This is a genomic window from Stutzerimonas stutzeri, assembly GCF_024448935.1.
Taxonomy (GTDB): Bacteria; Pseudomonadota; Gammaproteobacteria; order Pseudomonadales; family Pseudomonadaceae; genus Stutzerimonas; species Stutzerimonas stutzeri_AO.
On sequence record NZ_JAMOIE010000058.1, the window covers coordinates 14,077 to 32,561 of the forward strand.

Genomic DNA, 18,485 nt, shown 5'->3' on the forward strand with positions numbered 1-18,485 from the left:
TGGCCGCAGACTAGACCGGCTTGGCGCCCATCAGCCCCATGATGGCGATCAGAATCAGCAAGATCAGCCCAGCGTAAACCAGCGCAAAGCGTGGCAGCCGCGCGGGCGCCGGGGTATCGCCCAACGCTTGCCAGGCGCGCAACCGGCCACCGAGCAACAAGGTGAGCGGTACGAGGATCAGAAACAGCACCGAACTGGCGAGCAGCCACAGCTGGCCGAGCGGAAAGCCTGCCAGATGAGCCAACCACCAGCCTGTCACCGGCAGCAGCAATCCCAGCACGGCGAGCAAGGGCAGTGACATCAGCCGGGTCCGCTGCAGTTTTTTCTGCAACACGGCAGGATCTGCCCGTCGCCAGGCCTTCCACAGCATGACGATATGGGCGATGAGCCCGAGCGTGAGCAGAATCGCCAGGGCAGCATGGGCAATGTTCAGCAGCGGGTAATGTTCCATTGATCCTCGCGGTACGGCTGGTCAGCCGAGAAAGAGTTGGTAGGCCGGATTGTCCGTTTCGTCCCAGTATCGATAGCCGATCTTGTCCAGCGCGGCCGGCAACAGGTGACGGTCCTCGGCGGGTACTTGCAAGCCGGCCACCACTCGGCCGTCAGCGGCACCATGGTTGCGGTAGTGGAACATCGATATGTTCCAGCGCCCGCCGAGGTTGCTGAGAAAGTTGAACAGCGCGCCCGGACGTTCCGGGAATTCGAAGCGATAGACCAACTCATCGCTCACGCCGGACGCATGTCCGCCGACCATGTGGCGGGTGTGCAGCTTGGCCAGCTCATTGTCGGTGAGGTCGAGTACCGGAAAGCCCTTGGCCCGCAGCCCTTCCACCAGCGCCGCACGCGGATCGTTTTCCGGATGGGTCTGCACGCCGACGAAGATGTGCGCTTCGCGGTCCTGGTGGTAGCGGTAGTTGAACTCGGTAATCTGGCGCTTGCCGATGGCCTCGCAAAAGGCCTTGAAGCTGCCCGGCTCCTCGGGGATGGTCACGGCGATGATCGCTTCGCGCTTCTCGCCCAGCTCGGCCCGCTCGGCCACGTGGCGCAGCCGGTCGAAATTGACGTTGGCCCCCGAATCGATGCCCACCAGTACCTGCTTCTCGACCCCGTCACGCTCCACGTAGCGCTTGATCCCGGCCACCGCCAGGGCACCGGCCGGCTCGGTGATCGAGCGGGTGTCGTCGTAGATGTCCTTGATGGCCGCACAGATCTCGTCGGTACTGACCGTGATCACTTCGTCGACATGGTGCCGGCAGATATCGAAGGTGTACTGACCGATCTGCGCCACCGCCACCCCGTCGGCGAACAAGCCCACTTGCGGCAGCACCACGCGCTCGCCGGCGGCCATTGCCTGCTGCAGGCAGTTGGAATCGTCCGGCTCCACACCGATGACCTTGATCTCGGGGCGCAGGTATTTGATGTACGCGGCCACGCCCGCGATCAGCCCGCCGCCGCCCACTGGCACGAAGATCGCGTCCAGCTGGCCCTGGTGCTGGCGAAGAATTTCCATCGCCACGGTGCCCTGCCCGGCAATGACGTGCGGATCGTCGTAGGGGTGGATATAGACGTAACCCTTTTCCTCGACCAGCCGCAGCGAGTACGCCAGCGCCTCGGGAAAAGCATCCCCGTGTAGCACCACCTTGCCGCCGCGCGCACGCACGCCCTGAACCTTCAGCTCCGGCGTGGTGCGCGGCATGACGATGGTCGCCTTGATACCCAGCTCGCGGGCCGCCAAGGCCAGGCCCTGGGCATGGTTGCCGGCCGAAGCCGTGACGACGCCGCGCGCCAGCTCCTCGGCGGAAAGCTGAGCCAGCTTGTTATAGGCGCCACGGATCTTGAACGAGAACACCGGCTGCAGATCCTCGCGCTTGAGCAGAATCTGGTTACCCAGCCGCTCGGAAAGCTGGCGGGCAGGCTGCAACGGGGTTTCCACCGCAACGTCATAGACGCGCGAGGTGAGGATCTTCTTGACGTACTGTTCGAGCATCGTGAGCTATCTTGGCGGGCCATGCAGGGCAGACGAGTCTACTCTGCGAAAAACCCTGCGACCACCGTCAATCGGCGCGCAAAACAGCCGTACAGCCTTAGCCGGCAAGACCCTCTGCTGAGCCCCCGCTATACTCTCGTCCCTCGACTCACTCACCGCCCGGACCTTTACGCCATGACCCAGGACCAACTCAAGCAGGCTGTCGCCCAGGCCGCTGTCGACCTCATCGCGCCGCAGCTCACCGACCGCAGCATCGTCGGCGTTGGCACCGGTTCCACCGCCAACTTCTTCATCGACCTGCTGGCCAAGCACAAAGGCTTCTTCGACGGCGCGGTAGCCAGTTCCGACGCCACCGCCGAGCGCCTGAAAGGCCATGGCATTCCGGTTTACGACCTGAATTCGGTATCGGACCTGGAGTTCTACATCGACGGCGCCGACGAGACCAACAGCCATCTGGAACTGATCAAGGGCGGCGGCGCAGCCCTGACCCGGGAAAAGATCGTTGCCGCAGTGGCCCGCACCTTCATCTGCATCGCCGACGACAGCAAGCTGGTCGAACGCCTCGGCGAGTTTCCCCTGCCGGTCGAAGTGATACCGATGGCCCGCAGCCACGTGGGGCGGGAATTGGTCAAGCTGGGTGGCGACCCCGTGTACCGTGACGGTGTGGTGACCGACAACGGCAACATTATTCTCGACGTGCACAACCTCATGATCGGCTTCGCCCCGGATGTGGAAGCGCAGATCAACAACATCGTCGGCGTGGTCACCAACGGGCTGTTCGCTGCACGCCCGGCCGACATTCTGTTGCTGGGCACCAAAGACGGCGTGCAAACGCTCAAGCGGAGGGAAGCAGCTGGAAGCTAAAAGCTTGAAGCTTCAAGCTTGGTCCGCCGTCGGCGTCCAGCGCGTCGGCCTGCTTTTCAGAGCACGCGACTCTCGAAGCGCGACAGTCCGACCAGTTCCAGCACCAGCTCGTCGCCCTGATGGAGGGGGCCGACACCCACCGGCGTGCCGGTCAGCACCACGTCGCCCGGCTGCAGGCTGAAATGCCCGGCGATGTGCTGCAGCAGCGGCAGGATGGCGTTGAGCATCTGATTGCTGTTGCCATCCTGACGCACCTCACCGTTGATGGTCAGGCGCACGCCGATGTCGGTCAGATCCTCCACCGCATCGCCCGGCACGAAGGGTGCCAGCACGCAGGCACCGTCAAAGCTCTTGGCGATTTCCCATGGATGACCCTTTTCCTTCAGCTTGGCCTGCACGTCGCGCAGGGTCAGGTCGAGCGCCGGGGCGAACCCGGAGATCGCGTCGCGAACCTCTTCTTCGTTCGGCTTGCGCGACAACGGCTTGCCGATCAGCACGGCGATTTCCGCCTCGTAGTGCACGGCACCGCGGTCAGAGGGAATGCTGAAGCCACCGTCCAGCGGCACGGTGCAGCTGCCGGCCTTGATAAACAGTAGAGGCTCGCTCGGCACCGGGTTGTTCAGTTCCTTGGCGTGCTCGGCGTAGTTACGGCCGATGCAGACGACTTTGCCCAGCGGATAATGGATCGTGGTGCCGTCGGTGTACTGGTGCTGGTAGTTCATAGGATTGCTCCGTAGCTGCAAGCTGCAAGCCTCAAGCTGCAAGTGAGCGCGCGTCCAGATTTTTCTTGCGGCTTGCGGCTTGCGGCTTTAATTAAAGATCTTGCCGGGATTCATGATGCCATTGGGGTCGAACGCAGCCTTGATCGCCTTCATGTAGGCGATTTCCGCCTCCGAGCGGCTGTAGGTCAGGTAGTCGCATTTAGTCATGCCGACGCCATGCTCGGCAGAGATCGAACCGTTGTACTTCTCGACCGTCTCGAACACCCACTTGTTGACCGCGGCGCACTTGTCGAAGAATTCGTCCTTGGACAAGGCCTCCGGCTTGAGGATGTTCAGGTGCAGGTTGCCGTCGCCGATGTGGCCGTACCAGAGCACCTCGAAGTCCGGGTAGTTCTGACTGACGATGGCGTCGATGGCGGCGAGGAAGGCCGGCACCCTCGACACGGTGACCGAGATGTCGTTCTTGTAGGGCGTCCAGTGGCTGATGGTCTCCGAAATGTACTCGCGCAGCTTCCACAGGTTCTGCAACTGCTGCTCGCTCTGGCTCATCACGCCGTCGATCACCCAGCCCTGCTCGACGCAATGCTCGAAGGTCGCCAGAGCCTGCTCGGCACGTTCTTCGGTGGTGGCCTCGAACTCCAGCAGCGCATAGAACGGCGTGCGGGTCTCGAATGGCGCCGGCACGTCGCCGCGGGCGAGGATCTTGTCCAGGCACTTGTCGGAGAAGAACTCGAAGGCGGTCAGGTCCAGCTTGTCCTGGAAGGCGTGCAGCACCGGCATGATCGACTCGAAGTCCGGCGTGCCGAGGACCATGGCGGTGAGATTGGTCGGCTGGCGCTCCAGGCGCATGGTCGCTTCCACCACGAACCCAAGCGTACCCTCGGCGCCGATGAACAGCTGGCGCAGGTCGTAGCCGGTGGCGTTCTTGATCAGGTCCTTGTTCAGTTCCAGCAGGTCGCCCTTGCCGGTGACGACCTTGAGCCCGGCGACCCAGTTGCGGGTCATGCCGTAGCGGATCACCTTGATGCCGCCGGCGTTGGTGCCGATGTTGCCGCCGATCTGGCTGGAACCGGCGGAGGCGAAGTCCACCGGGTAGTACAGGCCCTGGTCCTCGGCGAACTGCTGCAGGACGGCGGTGACCACGCCCGGCTGGCAAGCCACGGTGCGGTCCATCTCGTTGAAGTCGAGGATCTGGTTCATGTAGCCGAAGGAAACGACGACCTCGCCATGTGCCGCCACCGCGGCGGCAGACAAGCCGGTGCGACCACCGGAAGGCACCAGCGCAACCTTGCGTTCATTAGCCCAACGAACAATGGCCTGTACTTGCTCGATGTCCTTGGGAAACACGATCGCCGAAGGTGCCGGAGCAAAATGTCTGGTCCAATCCTTGCCATAGGTGTTCAGCGAATCGGCATCGGTCAGCACCTTGCCAGGCTCGACCAGGGTCTTCAGCTCGTCGATCAGGGCGGGGTCGGTCATCATGGGATCTCTCATTCGATTCATGCTCGCCCTGAGCGCGCTTCAGCTCAGGACATGGGTGTTTCGAGGGGTGCGTATGCTAGCATACGCACCCTTTTGAAACGTGCCTCGGCAGACTCCCGACACCGCTGATACCGGGTCGGCCAGCCTTCGCTGGACACTTTGTCCTACCCTTCGGCCTCAAGGTTTAAATGCAGATGAGCCAGACCTCTCTCGACAAGAGCAAGATCAAGTTCCTTCTTCTCGAAGGCGTGCACCAGAACGCTGTCGACACCCTCAAGGCCGCCGGCTACTCCAACATCGAGTACCTCAAGACCGCGCTGACCGAGCCGGAGCTGAAAGAGAAGATCGCTGACGTCCATTTCATCGGGATTCGTTCGCGTACTCAGCTTACCGAGGACGTGTTCGAAGCAGCAAAAAAACTGATCGCCGTCGGCTGCTTCTGCATCGGCACCAATCAGGTCGATCTCAATGCCGCTCGCGGGCGCGGCATTGCGGTGTTCAATGCGCCCTACTCCAACACCCGTTCGGTGGCCGAGCTGGTGCTGGCCGAAGCCATCCTGCTGCTGCGCGGCATTCCGGAGAAGAACGCGTCCTGCCATCGCGGCGGCTGGATCAAGTCGGCAGCCAACTCCTTCGAAATCCGCGGCAAGAAGCTGGGCATCATCGGCTACGGCTCCATCGGCACGCAGCTGTCAGTGCTCGCCGAGAGCCTCGGCATGCAGGTGTTCTTCTATGACGTGGTCACCAAGCTGCCGCTGGGCAACGCCACTCAGATCGGTTCGCTGTACGAACTGCTGGGCATGTGCGACATCGTCTCCCTGCACGTCCCCGAGCTGCCATCCACGCAGTGGATGATCGGTGAGAAGGAAATCCACGCCATGAAGAAAGGCGCGATCCTGATCAACGCCGCCCGCGGCACCGTGGTCGAGCTGGATCACCTGGCCGCCGCGATCAGGAACGAGCACCTCATCGGCGCCGCCATCGACGTGTTCCCGGCCGAGCCCAAATCCAACGACGAAGAGTTCGAAAGCCCGCTGCGTGGCCTGGATCGCGTGATCCTGACCCCGCACATCGGCGGTTCGACCGCCGAAGCACAGGCCAACATCGGCCTGGAAGTGGCGGAAAAGCTGGTCAAGTACAGCGACAACGGCACCTCGGTGTCCTCGGTCAACTTCCCGGAAGTGGCCCTGCCATCGCACCCCGGCAAGCACCGCCTGCTGCACATCCACCAGAACATTCCGGGTGTCATGAGCGAGATCAACAAGGTCTTCGCAGACAACGGCATCAACATCTGCGGCCAGTTCCTGCAGACCAACGAGAAGGTCGGCTACGTCGTCATCGACGTGGACAAGGAGTACTCCGACCTGGCGCTGGAGAAGCTGCAACACGTCAACGGCACCATCCGCAGCCGCGTGCTGTTCTGAGCACTGTATTGCCAATACCGAAGGGGAGGCTTGGGCCTCCCGTTTTCGTTTTGCCATATGGGCTGCCACGGTTTTGCACCGATTGATCAACTGGCTGGGGCTGAATCGTCGCTTTCGCCCGAACGTGTGTCCGGCCGATCCGGCGATGAGGGGCGTTCGTCAGGCGTAACGGGCGGCACTGCAGGCGGCGCTTCCAGCGTCGGAGGCCTTGGCTGGCCTTGGCTGTCTGCTCCATTTTCGATTACATCCTGCCGCGGCTCACGCGTGTCCAGTGGATGTTCGCGGGCTTTCTCCGGGTGCGTCGGACCGGTGCCGGCGGCAACCGCCAGCGACGCAGTCATCAACGTTGAAACGAATAACGAAACGCGTATAGCCATGAGCGTCTCCCGATTAGAAACCATGGGGTACCGGGCGCGATCAACTGCAACAGCGGGACGCCAACGGTCGAGCAGGGGACGGGGTCACTCCCGTGGGGTGATGTTACGACCCCTATCCGAACCATTACAGCCCGGCATTCGCTTTCTCTGCGATCCCCTACCCGCGCCGCCAACAGCTCGCCTTGCGGCTCACCTGCCACGAGGCAACAATACAATACGGGTTTACCAGGTTCCCTATCTGTCACACGACTGGTTTGGGACCTGCCTATTCGCCGGTGGTACCGAGACAACGTATCCCCGTATCGACAGGGATAACCGACCATACACCTTGTGGTTATTGCCAACAGCAGCTTTGGCAAGCTGATCATTAACGAGGCTTATCAGCCGTTCACTTGCGTTGCTCCATGCCAGCCAGCCTAGCGCCTCAACCCGGTACCGCTCCGAGCATCCACGGCTCGCCTCGCGGCAGAACCGCACCCTGACGGGGGCTACATTGTCGGGAAGGCTCCACACCCCACCGTTACCAGTGGCGCATGTTTCCCTAGGCTATCCGTTGGTCGTACAACGAGTCCGCTACCATTCCGTACCGGGAATGGCTGGACAATGACAGACAGAGCTTTCGCTCATGTCTCCATATAGATGTGAACACGTACTGTCCTGATGAACAGCTTGCTCTAGGTGATTTCCTCTCGTTTTTTAGGCGAGAGGAACCCCAGCGGGGATTCATCCCCGCGTGGGTTGATGTATAGGAAAGCTCTCCAGACCAGGTTTCCCTGTCCCGCGGTCGTGCTACCGGGAGCTAAACGACCTTGGCAGGCTGCCGCCGCCGCTGCGGCGATTCCTCAAAGGCAATGGACTCCTGGGCGAAGGTTTTATCCGGGGCTGGTTGCCCAGACCAGATGGTCCCAACGGAACCCCTCAAGATGACCAACAACTTGAGGTTATGGAGACACGCTACGCGTGTCGCGCCAATTACTTGATCTTGGCTTCCTTGTACATCACATGCTTACGCACGACAGGATCGTACTTCTTGATTTCGATCTTGTCGGGAGTGGTGCGCTTGTTCTTGTCGGTGGTGTAGAAGTGGCCGGTACCGGCGCTGGACACCAAACGGATCAGGTCACGCATGATAGTTCTCCTTAAACCTTTTCGCCGCGAGCGCGGAGTTCAGCCAGAACGGCGTCGATGCCACGCTTGTCGATAACACGCATGCCTTTGGCAGTCAGGCGCAGACGTACAAAGCGGTTCTCGGACTCGACCCAGAAGCGATGATGCTGCAGGTTCGGCAGAAAACGACGACGGGTTTTGTTGTTCGCGTGGGAAATGTTGTTCCCAGTTACCGGACCCTTACCGGTAACTTGACAGACTCTCGACATGCCTCAGCCCTCTAAACCACATGCCCAACCCGGCATGGGTTGGCCGCTTGAATTCAAATGTCTTTTTGGCGCTCAGCGCCACGTTTCGTCGGGGTCTTACCGGCTACGCGGCAAGCGTAGAAACCGGGCCCCTAGAAAAGAGCGCTGCTTTATATCAGAATCCCCCCCAGGTCACAAGCGCGGTGCAACTTTTCGGCATCGGCGCCTATTGCCTCGATCCCCTCCTGGGCCGCGCCTGGCGCGGTCTGCCGGAATACCCCGTTCGTCGCCTTCGTCTTCTCCCTATAGCCCGAACCGCCCGCTGCAACGAACCGGCCTAACGGGCGCATCGGCTCGGGTCATATCGATGCAGACCCAACCGCACATGACGCTACAGCACTCATCAGATCCACCTTGAGATCAGTAGCGCCAGCGAACCACGGTTTTACTCTGCGGAATGCAAAACCGATATTTTCGGCTATTATGCGCGAACTGGCACAAGCAACCTGGCCATGGCCCGGCCCTCGCGGCAAGCCCGAGCATTCGGTAAAGGCCGCCCTGCCGAGTAAAGGGGGCGATCTGCTATCGTGCGGCCCCGCCGCCCACCACTAGACAGACCAACACCACATGAGCGACATCGAAGACACCGATACTCCCAAGGACCGCAAGTTCGTCGAAGCGCTATCGCGCGGGCTGGATGTGCTGCGAGCCTTCACCCATGGTTCGGTGGTGATGGGCAACCAGGACATTGCGCGTATCACCGGATTGCCCAAACCGACGGTGTCGCGCATGACCTACACCCTGACCAAGCTCGGTTACCTCAGCTACTCGCCGCAATTGGAAAAGTACCAGCTCGATTCGGGCGTGCTGGCGCTGGGTTATGCCTACGTGTCCAACCTGCGCGTGCGCCAGCTGGCCAAGCCATACATGGATGAGTTTTCCCGCCGTACCCACACATCAGTGGGGCTGACCTGCCGTGACCGGCTGTCGATGATCTACATCGAGAACTGCCGTCCGGCCGAGGTTTCGACGCTGCGGATGGACGCGGGTGTACGCCTGCCCCTGGCCACCACTGCCGCAGGCCGCGCCTTCCTCGCCGCGACCCCGGCCAAGGAGCGAGAGCACCTGATGGCCGCGCTGGCAACCAAGTACGGAGACGACTGGGCAACCATGAAGCACTCGCTGGACGGCTCCTTTGCCGAATTCCGCCAGCACGGCTTCTGCTTGTCGCTCGGCGACTGGGACCGCAACGTGATGGCCGCTGGCGTACCACTTCATCTGGCCGACGGCAGCATCATGGCGCTGACCTGCGGCGCGCCCTCGTTTCAGCTCAGCGAAGAAACCCTACGTGGCTCGCTGGCACACCAGCTGGAAATGCTCGCCCGCGATATCGAGAGCCTGGGGGTCTGATCATTGGCTAAGCGACACCCAGTCAAGCGGGGAGCTGCCGATCTATTGGACCCTATCCTGCTCAAGCTGCTGCTGACCCATGAGCAGGCGGTGGCAAAAGAACTGCACTCGGTTCAAGGGCACATTCGCACAAGCTTTCGCAGGAGCCAGCTTGCTGGCGAAACGGGACTCCCAAGAGGCACGGAGGATTCGCGAGCAAGCTCGCTCCCACAGGGCTCGTGGTGTGTCGGAGCTGGTTTTTTATATCGAAGACGTGCCGCTCACGCCCACCACATCCGCTCAGCACGATCCACGAGAGGGGATCAGCCGTCGCCGCTGCCGGCGGCCAGGTAATCGCTGCGGCTCAGCCCGTGGCGCTGCATCTTTTCGTTGAGGGTGCGGCGGGGTAGCTGCAGTTGCGCCATGACTTCGCTGATGTTGCCTTTGTGTTGTTGCAGGGCGCTATGCAGGCACTGGGCTTCGAAGGCTTCCATCTGGTCGGCCAGGGACGTGCCGGCGACGGCAGTTGGAGCCGTGGTTGGTGAAGGTGGCGTCAGGCCCAGGGCGTGGCGCTCGGCGGCGTTGATCAGTTCGCGCACGTTGCCGGGCCAGTCGTGGGTGAGCAGCTGCGCCAGTTCGGCCGGGCTGGCCGGGACCGGATCGCGGCCGTGGCGTTGTGCGGCCTGGGTGGCAAAGTGATCGAACAACAGCGGAATGTCCTCGCGGCGATCACGCAGCGGCGGAATGTGCAGTTCGGCGACGTTCAGGCGGTACAGCAGATCCTCACGAAAGCGCCCACCGCGTACCTCTTCCAGCAGGTCCGGCTTGGACGCACTGATCACCCGCAGGTCGACCTCGATGCTGCGGTTCGAGCCCAGCCGCTCCAGCGTTTTTTCCTGCAGGACACGCAGCAGCTTGACCTGCTGGGCCAGCGGCATGCTCTCGATCTCGTCGAGAAACAGAGTGCCGCCGTGGGCGTGCTCGATGCGCCCGATGCGTTTGCCCTGGGCACCGGTGAACGCGCCGCTCTCGTGGCCGAATAGCTCGCTTTCGAAGATGGTTTCCGGAATCGCCGCGCAGTTGAGCGCGACGAAGGGGTTGCGCGCCCGCGGACTGAAATCGTGCAGGCAGCGCGCAACCTGCTCCTTGCCGCTACCGGTGTCGCCGCAAATCAGCACGTTGACGTCCGTGCCCGCCAGTTCGAGCACCTGACGGCGAAGGTTCTCCATCGTCCGCGAGACGCCCAGCAGCATCGATTCGATGCGGCCTTTGCGGGTGAACTGTTCCCGCAACTGACGGTTCTCGCAGACCAGTCGGCGCTTGTCCTGGGCGCGACGGACACTGTCGAGCAGGCGCTCCGGGGTGAAGGGCTTCTCGATGAAGTCGTAGGCGCCCTGGCGCAGCGCCTGGACCGCCATCGGCACATCGCCGTGGCCGGTCACCATGATCACCGGCAGCTCCGGGTCCAGGGCCACCAGCTTCTCCAGCAGGCCAAGGCCGTCCAGGTCCGGCATGCGCACATCGCTGATCAGCACGCCGGGAAAGCCCCGGTCGACGATGGCCAGCGCTTCCTGGGCGCGTGCGCAGGTACGCACACTGAAGCCGGACAGCTCCAGCCACTGCTGCACCGCCTGACGAATCGCCGCCTCGTCATCGACGAAGATCACCTGACCGCTCATGTTTCACTCCTCCTGCGAGTGGCCAGTCTACTCGTCGCCGTGTGATTCGGCCGCAGGCAGATGCAGCTCGAACACCGCGCCCTGCGCATCGTTGTGCACGCTGAGGCTGCCGCCAAGGTCACGCACGATGCCGTAGGAGACGGCCAGGCCGAGGCCGAGCCCGTGGCCGACCGGTTTGGTGGTGAAGAACGGCTCGAAGACCTGATCCAGATGCTCATCAGCGATGCCGCCACCGCTGTCGGCAACGCTCAGCGTCCAGCCGTCGCCCTGCGGCTGGCAGAGGATGCGCAGCGTTTTGGACTCGGTATTCCACAGGGCGTCCAGCGCGTTGGTCAACAGGTTGATCAGCACCTGCTCCAGGCGAATCGCATCGCCATTGACCCAGGCCTGCGGCGGCACCTGACAGATCACCTCGACGCCTTCGCTGCGAATGCGCGGGCCGAGCAATTGCAGCGCCTGGCCCAGTACCTCGGCCAGGCTCAACCGTTGGCGCAGCCCGGCGGGGCTCTTGCGCGCGAAGGTCTTCAGGTGGCTGGTCAGCGCGGCCATGCGTTCGAGCAGGCCTTCGACCTGGCCGATGCCTTCGCGCACGGCGTCGGTGCGGCCGCTGTCCAGCAGCAACCGCTGGCTGGCCAGCTGCATCCGCAGGGCCGTCAGTGGCTGGTTGATTTCGTGGGCGAGGGCGGCTGACATCTGCCCCAGCGCGGCCATGCGCGCGGCATGCACCAGTTCGTCCTGCGCCGTGTTCAGCTCGCGGGTACGTTCCTCTACCAGGCGCTCCAGCTCGTTGCGGCTGCGTCGCTCCACGCGCAGGGTCTTGCGCCGCTGGGCCAGGTACAAGAGCAGGAACGCCAGCGTCATCCAGACGCCCGCCGCGGCCAGGCGATAGCTGCGAGCGTTGGCGGCCACCCGTTGCGGCTCCTGCAGCAGGTGCAGGGTCCAGTCTTCCTCCGGCAGCGCCAGGCGTTGCCAGAGGTAGTCGCGGCGACCATCGGGCCCGTCAACCAGGCGCCGCTCGCTGTCGTCGGCGATGCGCTGCAGGCGTTGGCTGGCCAGTGGCTGCAGGTTCTGTTCGGCATAGCGGCGGACCGCGACGAGGCGGTCGCGCACCGCGTCGCTGAGCGGGCGCAGGTAGCGGAAGCGCCAGGCCGGACGGTTGGTCAGGATGACGATGTCCAGCGAGTCGGAGATCAGCAGGATGCCGGACTGCCCGACCCATTCCCGTTGCATGTCTTCGAGTTCGAGCTTGACCACCAGCACGCCGATTACCTCGCCGCTGGCATTCTTGACCGAGCTGGAGAGGAAATAGCCGGGGATGCCGGTAGTCACGCCGACGGCGAAGTAGCGGCCCGAGTCGTTGGTCACCGCATCGATGAAATAGGGCCGGAAGGCGTAGTTGTTGCCGACGAAGCTGCTCCAGTCACGCCAGTTGCTGGCCGCCAGGGTTTCGCCATGGCGGTCGAGCAGGTACAGCACCGAGGAGCCCGCGGCCTGATTCTGCTCCTCCAACCGATGATTGAGCTGCTCACGCAGGGCCTGGTCGCTGGGGTTGTTCAACAGCGCCTGAATGTCGCTGTCGAGCGCCAGCAGCGCGGGCACCGAGCGGAAGCGTTGCACCTGGGTATGGATCGCTTGGGCATATAACTCGAGCTGGCCCTGGGACTCCTGACTGCGCTCGGCCCAGGCACGCTGCTCGGCCAGCCGCCCGGCCCAGTACATGCTCAGCAGCAGGCCGACGAGAATCAGCGCCACGATCAGAGTTACACGTAGGCGGTTGGGCAGGGCAGGCATGACGGCGCTCGCGATGGGACGCGCCGATGGTAAGCGAAAGCGCACCGTGCGGGCAGCCATGCGTACGGTTACAAAATGACGAATGAACATCAGTGGTGTGCTGCGAAAGTTTGTATCAACTCCAGCATGAATCGCTTGCAAAGAACGGCCAGCTCGCCCCATCAGTCGGGGTCCGCTTTGCTTAGAAAGTCGTTGTCAGCCGACTCCGTTTGGCAATGTACGCAGCGCAGCGGTCGCATCATCGGCCGCGAAGACCCCGCCGCCTGGGGCTTCAGCAACCTGGATGCGCTCTGGACCTAGATTGGCGGTCGTAAAAAAGCTGCGTTGCGACTAGAATGTCGCCCCCCGAATGCGACTCGCCAGCCGAGTCGCTCAGAAAAGAGCTCGTAATGCCCATGACCTGGCTGCCTAGTCCGCCATAGCGCTTCGCCCCCTCGCGTCACTTTGCGACTGTCTGTCATGGGGCGGTCGTACGCTGCTGTCCGTGCGTTTCGCTCAGCGACAGCTGAATCACTCAAACTGAAAAACTAGCCTTGTATCCCTGCCGGCCGCACATGGTCTGCATGGTGGTGCTTTTGCTCTGGATAGTCCGATGCTGCAAACGATCAAACAAAACTGGTTCTCCAACATCCGCGGCGACCTGCTCGCGGGTATCGTCGTCGCCCTGGCGCTGATCCCCGAAGCCATCGCGTTCTCCATCATCGCCGGGGTCGATCCGCGGGTCGGCCTCTACGCCTCCTTCTGTATCGCCGTGGTGATCGCCTTCGTGGGCGGCCGGCCGGGCATGATTTCCGCCGCCACCGGGGCGATGGCGCTGCTGATGGTGACACTGGTACGCGACCACGGCCTTGAATACCTGCTGGCAGCAACGCTGCTCTGCGGTGTGCTGCAGATCGGTGCCGGCTATCTGCGCCTCGGCTCGCTGATGCGCTTCGTCTCGCGTTCGGTGGTCACCGGCTTCGTCAACGCGCTGGCGATTCTGATCTTCATGGCCCAGCTGCCGGAGCTGACCAACGTCACCTGGCACGTATACGCCATGACCGCGGGCGGCCTGGGCATCATCTACCTGTTCCCCTACGTGCCGAAGATCGGCAAGCTGATCCCCTCGCCGCTGGTGTGCATCATCGTGTTGACCGCCATTGCCATGTACCTCGGTATGGACATTCGCACCGTGGGCGACATGGGCGACCTGCCTGACACGCTGCCGGTCTTCCTCTGGCCGGAAGTGCCGCTGACCTTCGAGACCCTGGCAATCATCTTCCCGTATTCCGCCGCGTTGGCCGTGGTCGGCCTGCTGGAGTCGATGATGACCGCGACCATCGTCGACGAGCTGACTGACACACCCAGCGACAAGAACCGTGAGTGCAAGGGCCAGGGCGTTGCCAACATCGCCTCCGGTCTGCTCGGCGGCATGGCCGGCTGCGCGATGATCGGTCAGTCGATCATCAACGTAAAATCCGGTGGTCGTACCCGTCTTTCGGCTTTTGCCGCCGGCGTATTCCTGCTGCTGATGGTGGTGTTCCTCGGCGAATGGCTGTCCCAGATCCCCATGGCCGCGCTGGTGGCGGTGATGATCATGGTGTCCATCGGCACCTTCAGCTGGGACTCGCTGCGTAATCTGAAGAAGCACCCGCTGTCGACCAACATCGTCATGGTCGTCACCGTGGTGGTGGTGGTCTTCACCCACAACCTGGCCTACGGTGTTCTGGCGGGCGTGCTGCTGGCGGCGATGTTCTTCGCCAATAAGGTCGGCCACTACCTGCACATCGGCTCGGAGCTGGACGCCACCGGCAATCAGCGCACCTACAAGGTCATCGGGCAGGTATTCTTCAGCTCGTCGGACAAATTCACCGGTGCGTTCGATTTCAAGGAAGCGCTCGGCAAGGTCACCATCGACCTGTCCCGCGCGCATTTCTGGGACATCACCGCCGTGGCGGCGCTGGACAAGGTGGTCATCAAGTTCCGCCGCGAAGGCACCGAGGTCGAAGTGCTGGGCTTGAACGAAGCCAGCGCCACCATCGTCGACCGCTTCGGTGTGCATGACAAACCCGACGCCATCGATGAGCTGATGAGCCACTGACCAGGAGCACAACAATGAACAACGTATTGGCTTGCATCGACGGTTCCCCACAAGCTGCGGCCGTCTGCGATTGCGCCGCCTGGGCCAGCCTGCAACTGGATGCACCACTGACTTTGCTGCATGTACTGGACCAGCAGCAATACCCGGCAACCGGCAACCTCAGCGGCATCATCGGCCTCGGTAGCCGTGAGTACCTGCTCGAAGAACTCGCCGCGCTGGACGAAAAGCGCAGCAAGTTGGCGCTCGAGGAAGGCCGGATGATGCTCGACGCAGCCAAGCAGCGCGTCGTGACTGCCGGCGTGATGCAACCGGACGTCCGCCAGCGCCATGGCGACCTGGTGGAAAGCCTGCGCGAGCTGGAGTCCGACACGCGCCTGCTGGTGATCGGCAAGCAGGGCGAGGACAGCGGCACCGACCTGCAGCTCATCGGCAGCCAGCTGGAAAGCGTGATTCGTACCTTGCACCGGCCGATCCTGGTCACCCCCGCGAGTTTCTCTGTGCCGACCAGCGTCATGCTCGCCTTCGATGGCAGCGCCACCACCCGCAGGGGCGTGGAAATGCTGGCCTCCAGTCCGCTGTTCAAAGGCATACCGATCCATCTGGTGATGGTCGGCGAGGATACCGGCGACAGCCGCGCACTGTTGGGCTCCGCACGCGATGCGCTGACGGCGGCAGGCTTCGAGGTGCACATCGCGATTCGTGCCGGCGAGGTAGAACCCGCCTTGCATGCCCACCAGATCGAACATGGCATCGGGCTGCTGGTGATGGGCGCTTACGGGCACTCACGGATTCGCCAGTTCCTCGTCGGCAGTACGACCACCCGCATGATTCGCTCGGCCACCACGCCACTGCTGCTGTTGCGCTGATTGGCGTTAGGCCGCCAGTAAAGCAGGCGTCTTGCCGTCAGGGCAGGCCCCGTTTCGCCAGTTTGACCCGTGTGTTGCCGGAACAGGTAAAGGCCGCCGGGCCTGGCTGTCGGATGAGGCGTGCCGGTCCATCAACCGCCTAGCGCACGATAAAAAGAAGCCCACCGTTGCTCGGTGGGCTTTTTCAATGCCAGGGCGCAGCGAGGGCATTCGTTAACGGTAGATGTCTGCCCGCGACCAAGGCAATTCATGTCCGCCATCAGGCAAGGGTTTACTTGCCAGGATCTGATGCAGGTTGATCCAGTTGCGGCGAAAGCCATAGGCACAGCCGGCCAGATACACCCGCCAGATGCGCAAGGCGCGGTCTGGAACCATCCGCCGCGCCTCTTGCAAGCGCGATTCCAACCGCTCGCTCCAGAACTGCAGGGTACGTGCGTAATGCAGGCGCAGGCTCTCCACATCGACGATTTCCAGCCCGGATTCGCTGATGCAGGCACCGATGCTCGTCAAATGCGGCAGCTCGCCGTGGGGGAACACATATTGGTCGATGAACTCGCCCGCGCCATGGGCAACCGGCCGGCCATCGGTGTGCCGTGAGGTGATGCCGTGGTTGAGGACCAAGCCGCCCGGGCGAACCACCTCAGCCAGCTGCTGGCAATACAGCGGCAAATTGGCGTGCCCGACATGCTCGAACATGCCGACACTGACCACCTTGTCGAACTGTCCGTCCTGGGGTAAGTCTCGATAGTCCATCAGCTCAAGCTGGACGCGATCTTCCAGCCCCTCGGCCGCGACCCGCTCGCGTCCGAGCTTCAGCTGTTCGGCGCTGAGCGTTATGCCGAGCACCTGCGCCCCGTACTCACGCGCGGCAAACCGCGCCAGACCACCCCAGCCACAACCGACATCCAGCAGCCGATCGCCGGGCTGCAGACGCAACTTGCGGCACAGGTGCCTGAGCTTGGCCTGCTGCGCCTGATCAAGGTCTTCGCTGCCCGTCTCGAAATAGCCGCAGGAGTAGACCATGTCGCGGTCCAGCCAGAGCTGGTAGAACTCGTTGGACAGGTCGTAATGATAGGAAATCGCAGCGGCGTCGGTGGCCTTGTCATGGGCTTCACGCACCGGCAGCTGCGAATGTTCATCGCCCAGTGCCCGGCTGATCTCGTCGCCGATGCGGATCACCTCTTCCAGCGGGCCGTGGAGATCGACCTTGCCTTCGACGTAAGCGCCGCCAAGCAAGGCCAGGCTGGGGTGGGCCAGCTGCGGAATCAGATTGGGGTCCTTGATCTCCAATGTCACGCTGGGTGCGGGCCCGATATCGATCTCGTTGCCGTCCCAGAGTCGCAGACGCAACGGCAACTCCAACTCTCGCAAGGTAGGAAGCAATGTGGCCAACATACTCGTTCTCCTAGATTTGGCGTTGCATAAAAGCCTAGACCAGCTTTTTTCCGCTTGCGCTCCGTCTATCCCGAATTTTTCACCAGTTTGGTATTCTTCCCTGCCCGGGTCAGGCGCCGGTGGCGCTGCATTACTTGGAGCAGCGGGACGACACCCAGCGGCAGGCCTTTACTACACGGCACAAGGCATGCAGGCAAAGGGACTCGCACAAAAAGGGATAGGTGAGAATGGCACTAACCTAGCCTCTTGGGATGACCGCATCTCTTGATTTCCGCGCGAGCAGACTGGCGTGTTCGAGTCAGTAATGGATAGGGTTTAGGCCTTCGTTTGCGGGCCCGAGGTTCTGCCCGCCCAGCACGGTTTCCAACGCGCTGTTGAGCAATCAGGAGCAACAGACTATTCAGGTGTTCACCCCGCCTCAGGTCATCAAAGCAAATTGCCTCCAGGCCAGCCATAGCTGGAGGCTGTGCTTGAAACTCAGCTCACGTGGCAGGCAATCAGCCAATGAGGCCGATTGCGCCATGATCAACCGGATCAGGTTATGCGCCAGTAGGTAAACCCAGAGTTCCTTGATGGCCATCGAGGGTGTTTTGCAGCTCAGCATCTCAAGCCCCATCGTGGTCTTGAGGTTGCGCAGATCCAGCTCGACATGCCAACGGTTTTTGAACAGGCTTTTTTCAGCTCTGCTTTGGACGTGCGGTTGGCGCAGCACAGTGTCGTTACCAGTATCTTGCCCCCGGCTTTCAATTCTCGAATTCCTAGCAGCCTGTCGGGCTTTCCCATGGTTTTCTGCGATCATGGCGGTCTGCCCTTAGCGAAACCCAGCATGAGCCGTTTCCGCCCAGTCGATCGCCACATCAGCTACCTGTTGCCGCCCTCCATCGAAGACTGGCTGCCGGAAAATCACCTGGCTCGCTTTATCGTCGAAGTCGTCGACGGGTTTGATCTTAGCGCGCTGGAGCAGGCGTACGCCGGGCGCGGCAGTAGCGCCTATCACCCGTCGGTGCTGCTGGCCCTGCTGATCTATGGCTACGCCACCGGCGTGTTCTCCAGCCGCAAGATCGAGCGCGCCAT

At 62.4% G+C, this 18,485-nt stretch carries 16 protein-coding genes and 1 pseudogene; 6 read left to right on the forward strand and 11 right to left on the reverse strand.

Annotated features, from left to right (window positions below):
- Positions 1-10: 10 nt before the first annotated feature.
- Together NA637_RS16275 and ilvA are read right to left on the reverse strand one after the other, a co-directional pair.
- Positions 11-451, reverse strand: a complete 441-nt coding sequence (locus tag NA637_RS16275) for a DUF2269 family protein (protein ID WP_256073375.1) — start codon at positions 449-451, stop codon at positions 11-13.
- A gap of 21 nt (positions 452-472) precedes the next feature.
- The gene (gene ilvA / locus NA637_RS16280; protein WP_256073376.1) at positions 473-1,987 is read right to left on the reverse strand and encodes a threonine ammonia-lyase, biosynthetic; all 1,515 of its coding nucleotides are present in this window, start codon (positions 1,985-1,987) and stop codon (positions 473-475) included.
- 174 nt (positions 1,988-2,161) lie between these two features.
- Here ilvA and rpiA point away from each other — a divergent pair, with 174 nt between their 5' ends.
- A complete protein-coding gene (rpiA, locus tag NA637_RS16285) occupies positions 2,162-2,851 on the forward strand; it encodes a ribose-5-phosphate isomerase RpiA (protein ID WP_256073377.1) in 690 nt (229 codons plus the stop codon).
- A 56-nt stretch (positions 2,852-2,907) separates the two neighbouring features.
- Here the strand turns inward: rpiA and NA637_RS16290 are convergent, their stop codons facing one another.
- Positions 2,908-3,573, reverse strand: coding sequence for a fumarylacetoacetate hydrolase family protein (locus NA637_RS16290; protein WP_256073378.1), 666 nt, complete (start codon positions 3,571-3,573; stop codon positions 2,908-2,910).
- Positions 3,574-3,660: 87 nt separating this feature from the next.
- A complete protein-coding gene (locus NA637_RS16295) occupies positions 3,661-5,052 on the reverse strand; it encodes an FAD-binding oxidoreductase (protein ID WP_256073389.1) in 1,392 nt (463 codons plus the stop codon).
- A 197-nt stretch (positions 5,053-5,249) separates the two neighbouring features.
- On the opposite strand from NA637_RS16295, the gene serA reads away from it, so the two are divergent.
- On the forward strand, positions 5,250-6,479 hold the full coding sequence (serA, locus tag NA637_RS16300) for a phosphoglycerate dehydrogenase (RefSeq protein ID WP_256073379.1): 1,230 nt from the start codon (positions 5,250-5,252) through the stop codon (positions 6,477-6,479).
- An 86-nt stretch (positions 6,480-6,565) separates the two neighbouring features.
- Here serA and NA637_RS16305 read toward each other — a convergent pair whose 3' ends face one another.
- The 3 genes from NA637_RS16305 to rpmB all read right to left on the reverse strand — a co-directional run bounded on the left by NA637_RS16305 (position 6,566) and on the right by rpmB (position 8,232).
- Positions 6,566-6,856 carry a hypothetical protein gene (locus NA637_RS16305; RefSeq protein WP_256073380.1) on the reverse strand — a complete coding sequence of 97 codons (291 nt, stop codon included), beginning with the start codon at positions 6,854-6,856 and terminating at the stop codon, positions 6,566-6,568.
- 972 nt (positions 6,857-7,828) lie between these two features.
- Positions 7,829-7,984, reverse strand: coding sequence for a 50S ribosomal protein L33 (rpmG, locus tag NA637_RS16310; RefSeq protein ID WP_045423166.1), 156 nt, complete (start codon positions 7,982-7,984; stop codon positions 7,829-7,831).
- 11 nt (positions 7,985-7,995) lie between these two features.
- Positions 7,996-8,232, reverse strand: coding sequence for a 50S ribosomal protein L28 (rpmB, locus tag NA637_RS16315; RefSeq protein WP_019339373.1), 237 nt, complete (start codon positions 8,230-8,232; stop codon positions 7,996-7,998).
- A 606-nt stretch (positions 8,233-8,838) separates the two neighbouring features.
- Here rpmB and NA637_RS16320 point away from each other — a divergent pair.
- The gene (locus tag NA637_RS16320) at positions 8,839-9,621 is read left to right on the forward strand and encodes an IclR family transcriptional regulator (RefSeq protein ID WP_256073381.1); all 783 of its coding nucleotides are present in this window, start codon (positions 8,839-8,841) and stop codon (positions 9,619-9,621) included.
- A 302-nt stretch (positions 9,622-9,923) separates the two neighbouring features.
- On the opposite strand, the gene NA637_RS16325 is transcribed toward NA637_RS16320, so the two are convergent.
- Both NA637_RS16325 and NA637_RS16330 read right to left on the reverse strand, forming a co-directional pair.
- Complete coding sequence (locus NA637_RS16325; RefSeq protein WP_256073382.1) at positions 9,924-11,279, reverse strand: sigma-54-dependent transcriptional regulator; 1,356 nt, start codon at positions 11,277-11,279, stop codon at positions 9,924-9,926.
- A 27-nt stretch (positions 11,280-11,306) separates the two neighbouring features.
- Complete coding sequence (locus NA637_RS16330) at positions 11,307-13,070, reverse strand: sensor histidine kinase (protein WP_256073383.1); 1,764 nt, start codon at positions 13,068-13,070, stop codon at positions 11,307-11,309.
- A gap of 592 nt (positions 13,071-13,662) precedes the next feature.
- Here NA637_RS16330 and NA637_RS16335 point away from each other — a divergent pair.
- Positions 13,663-15,150 carry a SulP family inorganic anion transporter gene (locus NA637_RS16335; RefSeq protein ID WP_256073384.1) on the forward strand — a complete coding sequence of 496 codons (1,488 nt, stop codon included), beginning with the start codon at positions 13,663-13,665 and terminating at the stop codon, positions 15,148-15,150.
- A 14-nt stretch (positions 15,151-15,164) separates the two neighbouring features.
- A complete protein-coding gene (locus tag NA637_RS16340; protein WP_256073386.1) occupies positions 15,165-16,016 on the forward strand; it encodes a universal stress protein in 852 nt (283 codons plus the stop codon).
- Between the two features lie 213 nt (positions 16,017-16,229).
- Here the strand turns inward: NA637_RS16340 and cfaB are convergent, their stop codons facing one another.
- Positions 16,230-17,411 carry a C17 cyclopropane fatty acid synthase CfaB gene (gene cfaB, locus NA637_RS16345; RefSeq protein ID WP_256073387.1) on the reverse strand — a complete coding sequence of 394 codons (1,182 nt, stop codon included), beginning with the start codon at positions 17,409-17,411 and terminating at the stop codon, positions 16,230-16,232.
- A 233-nt stretch (positions 17,412-17,644) separates the two neighbouring features.
- Positions 17,645-18,185, reverse strand: a pseudogene (locus tag NA637_RS16350) (transposase); the annotation flags it as partial.
- A gap of 52 nt (positions 18,186-18,237) precedes the next feature.
- Between NA637_RS16350 and NA637_RS16355 the strand changes: the two are divergent.
- Positions 18,238-18,485 (forward strand): transposase (locus tag NA637_RS16355; RefSeq protein ID WP_423836742.1); only part of this gene is annotated, 248 nt, incomplete at its 3' end.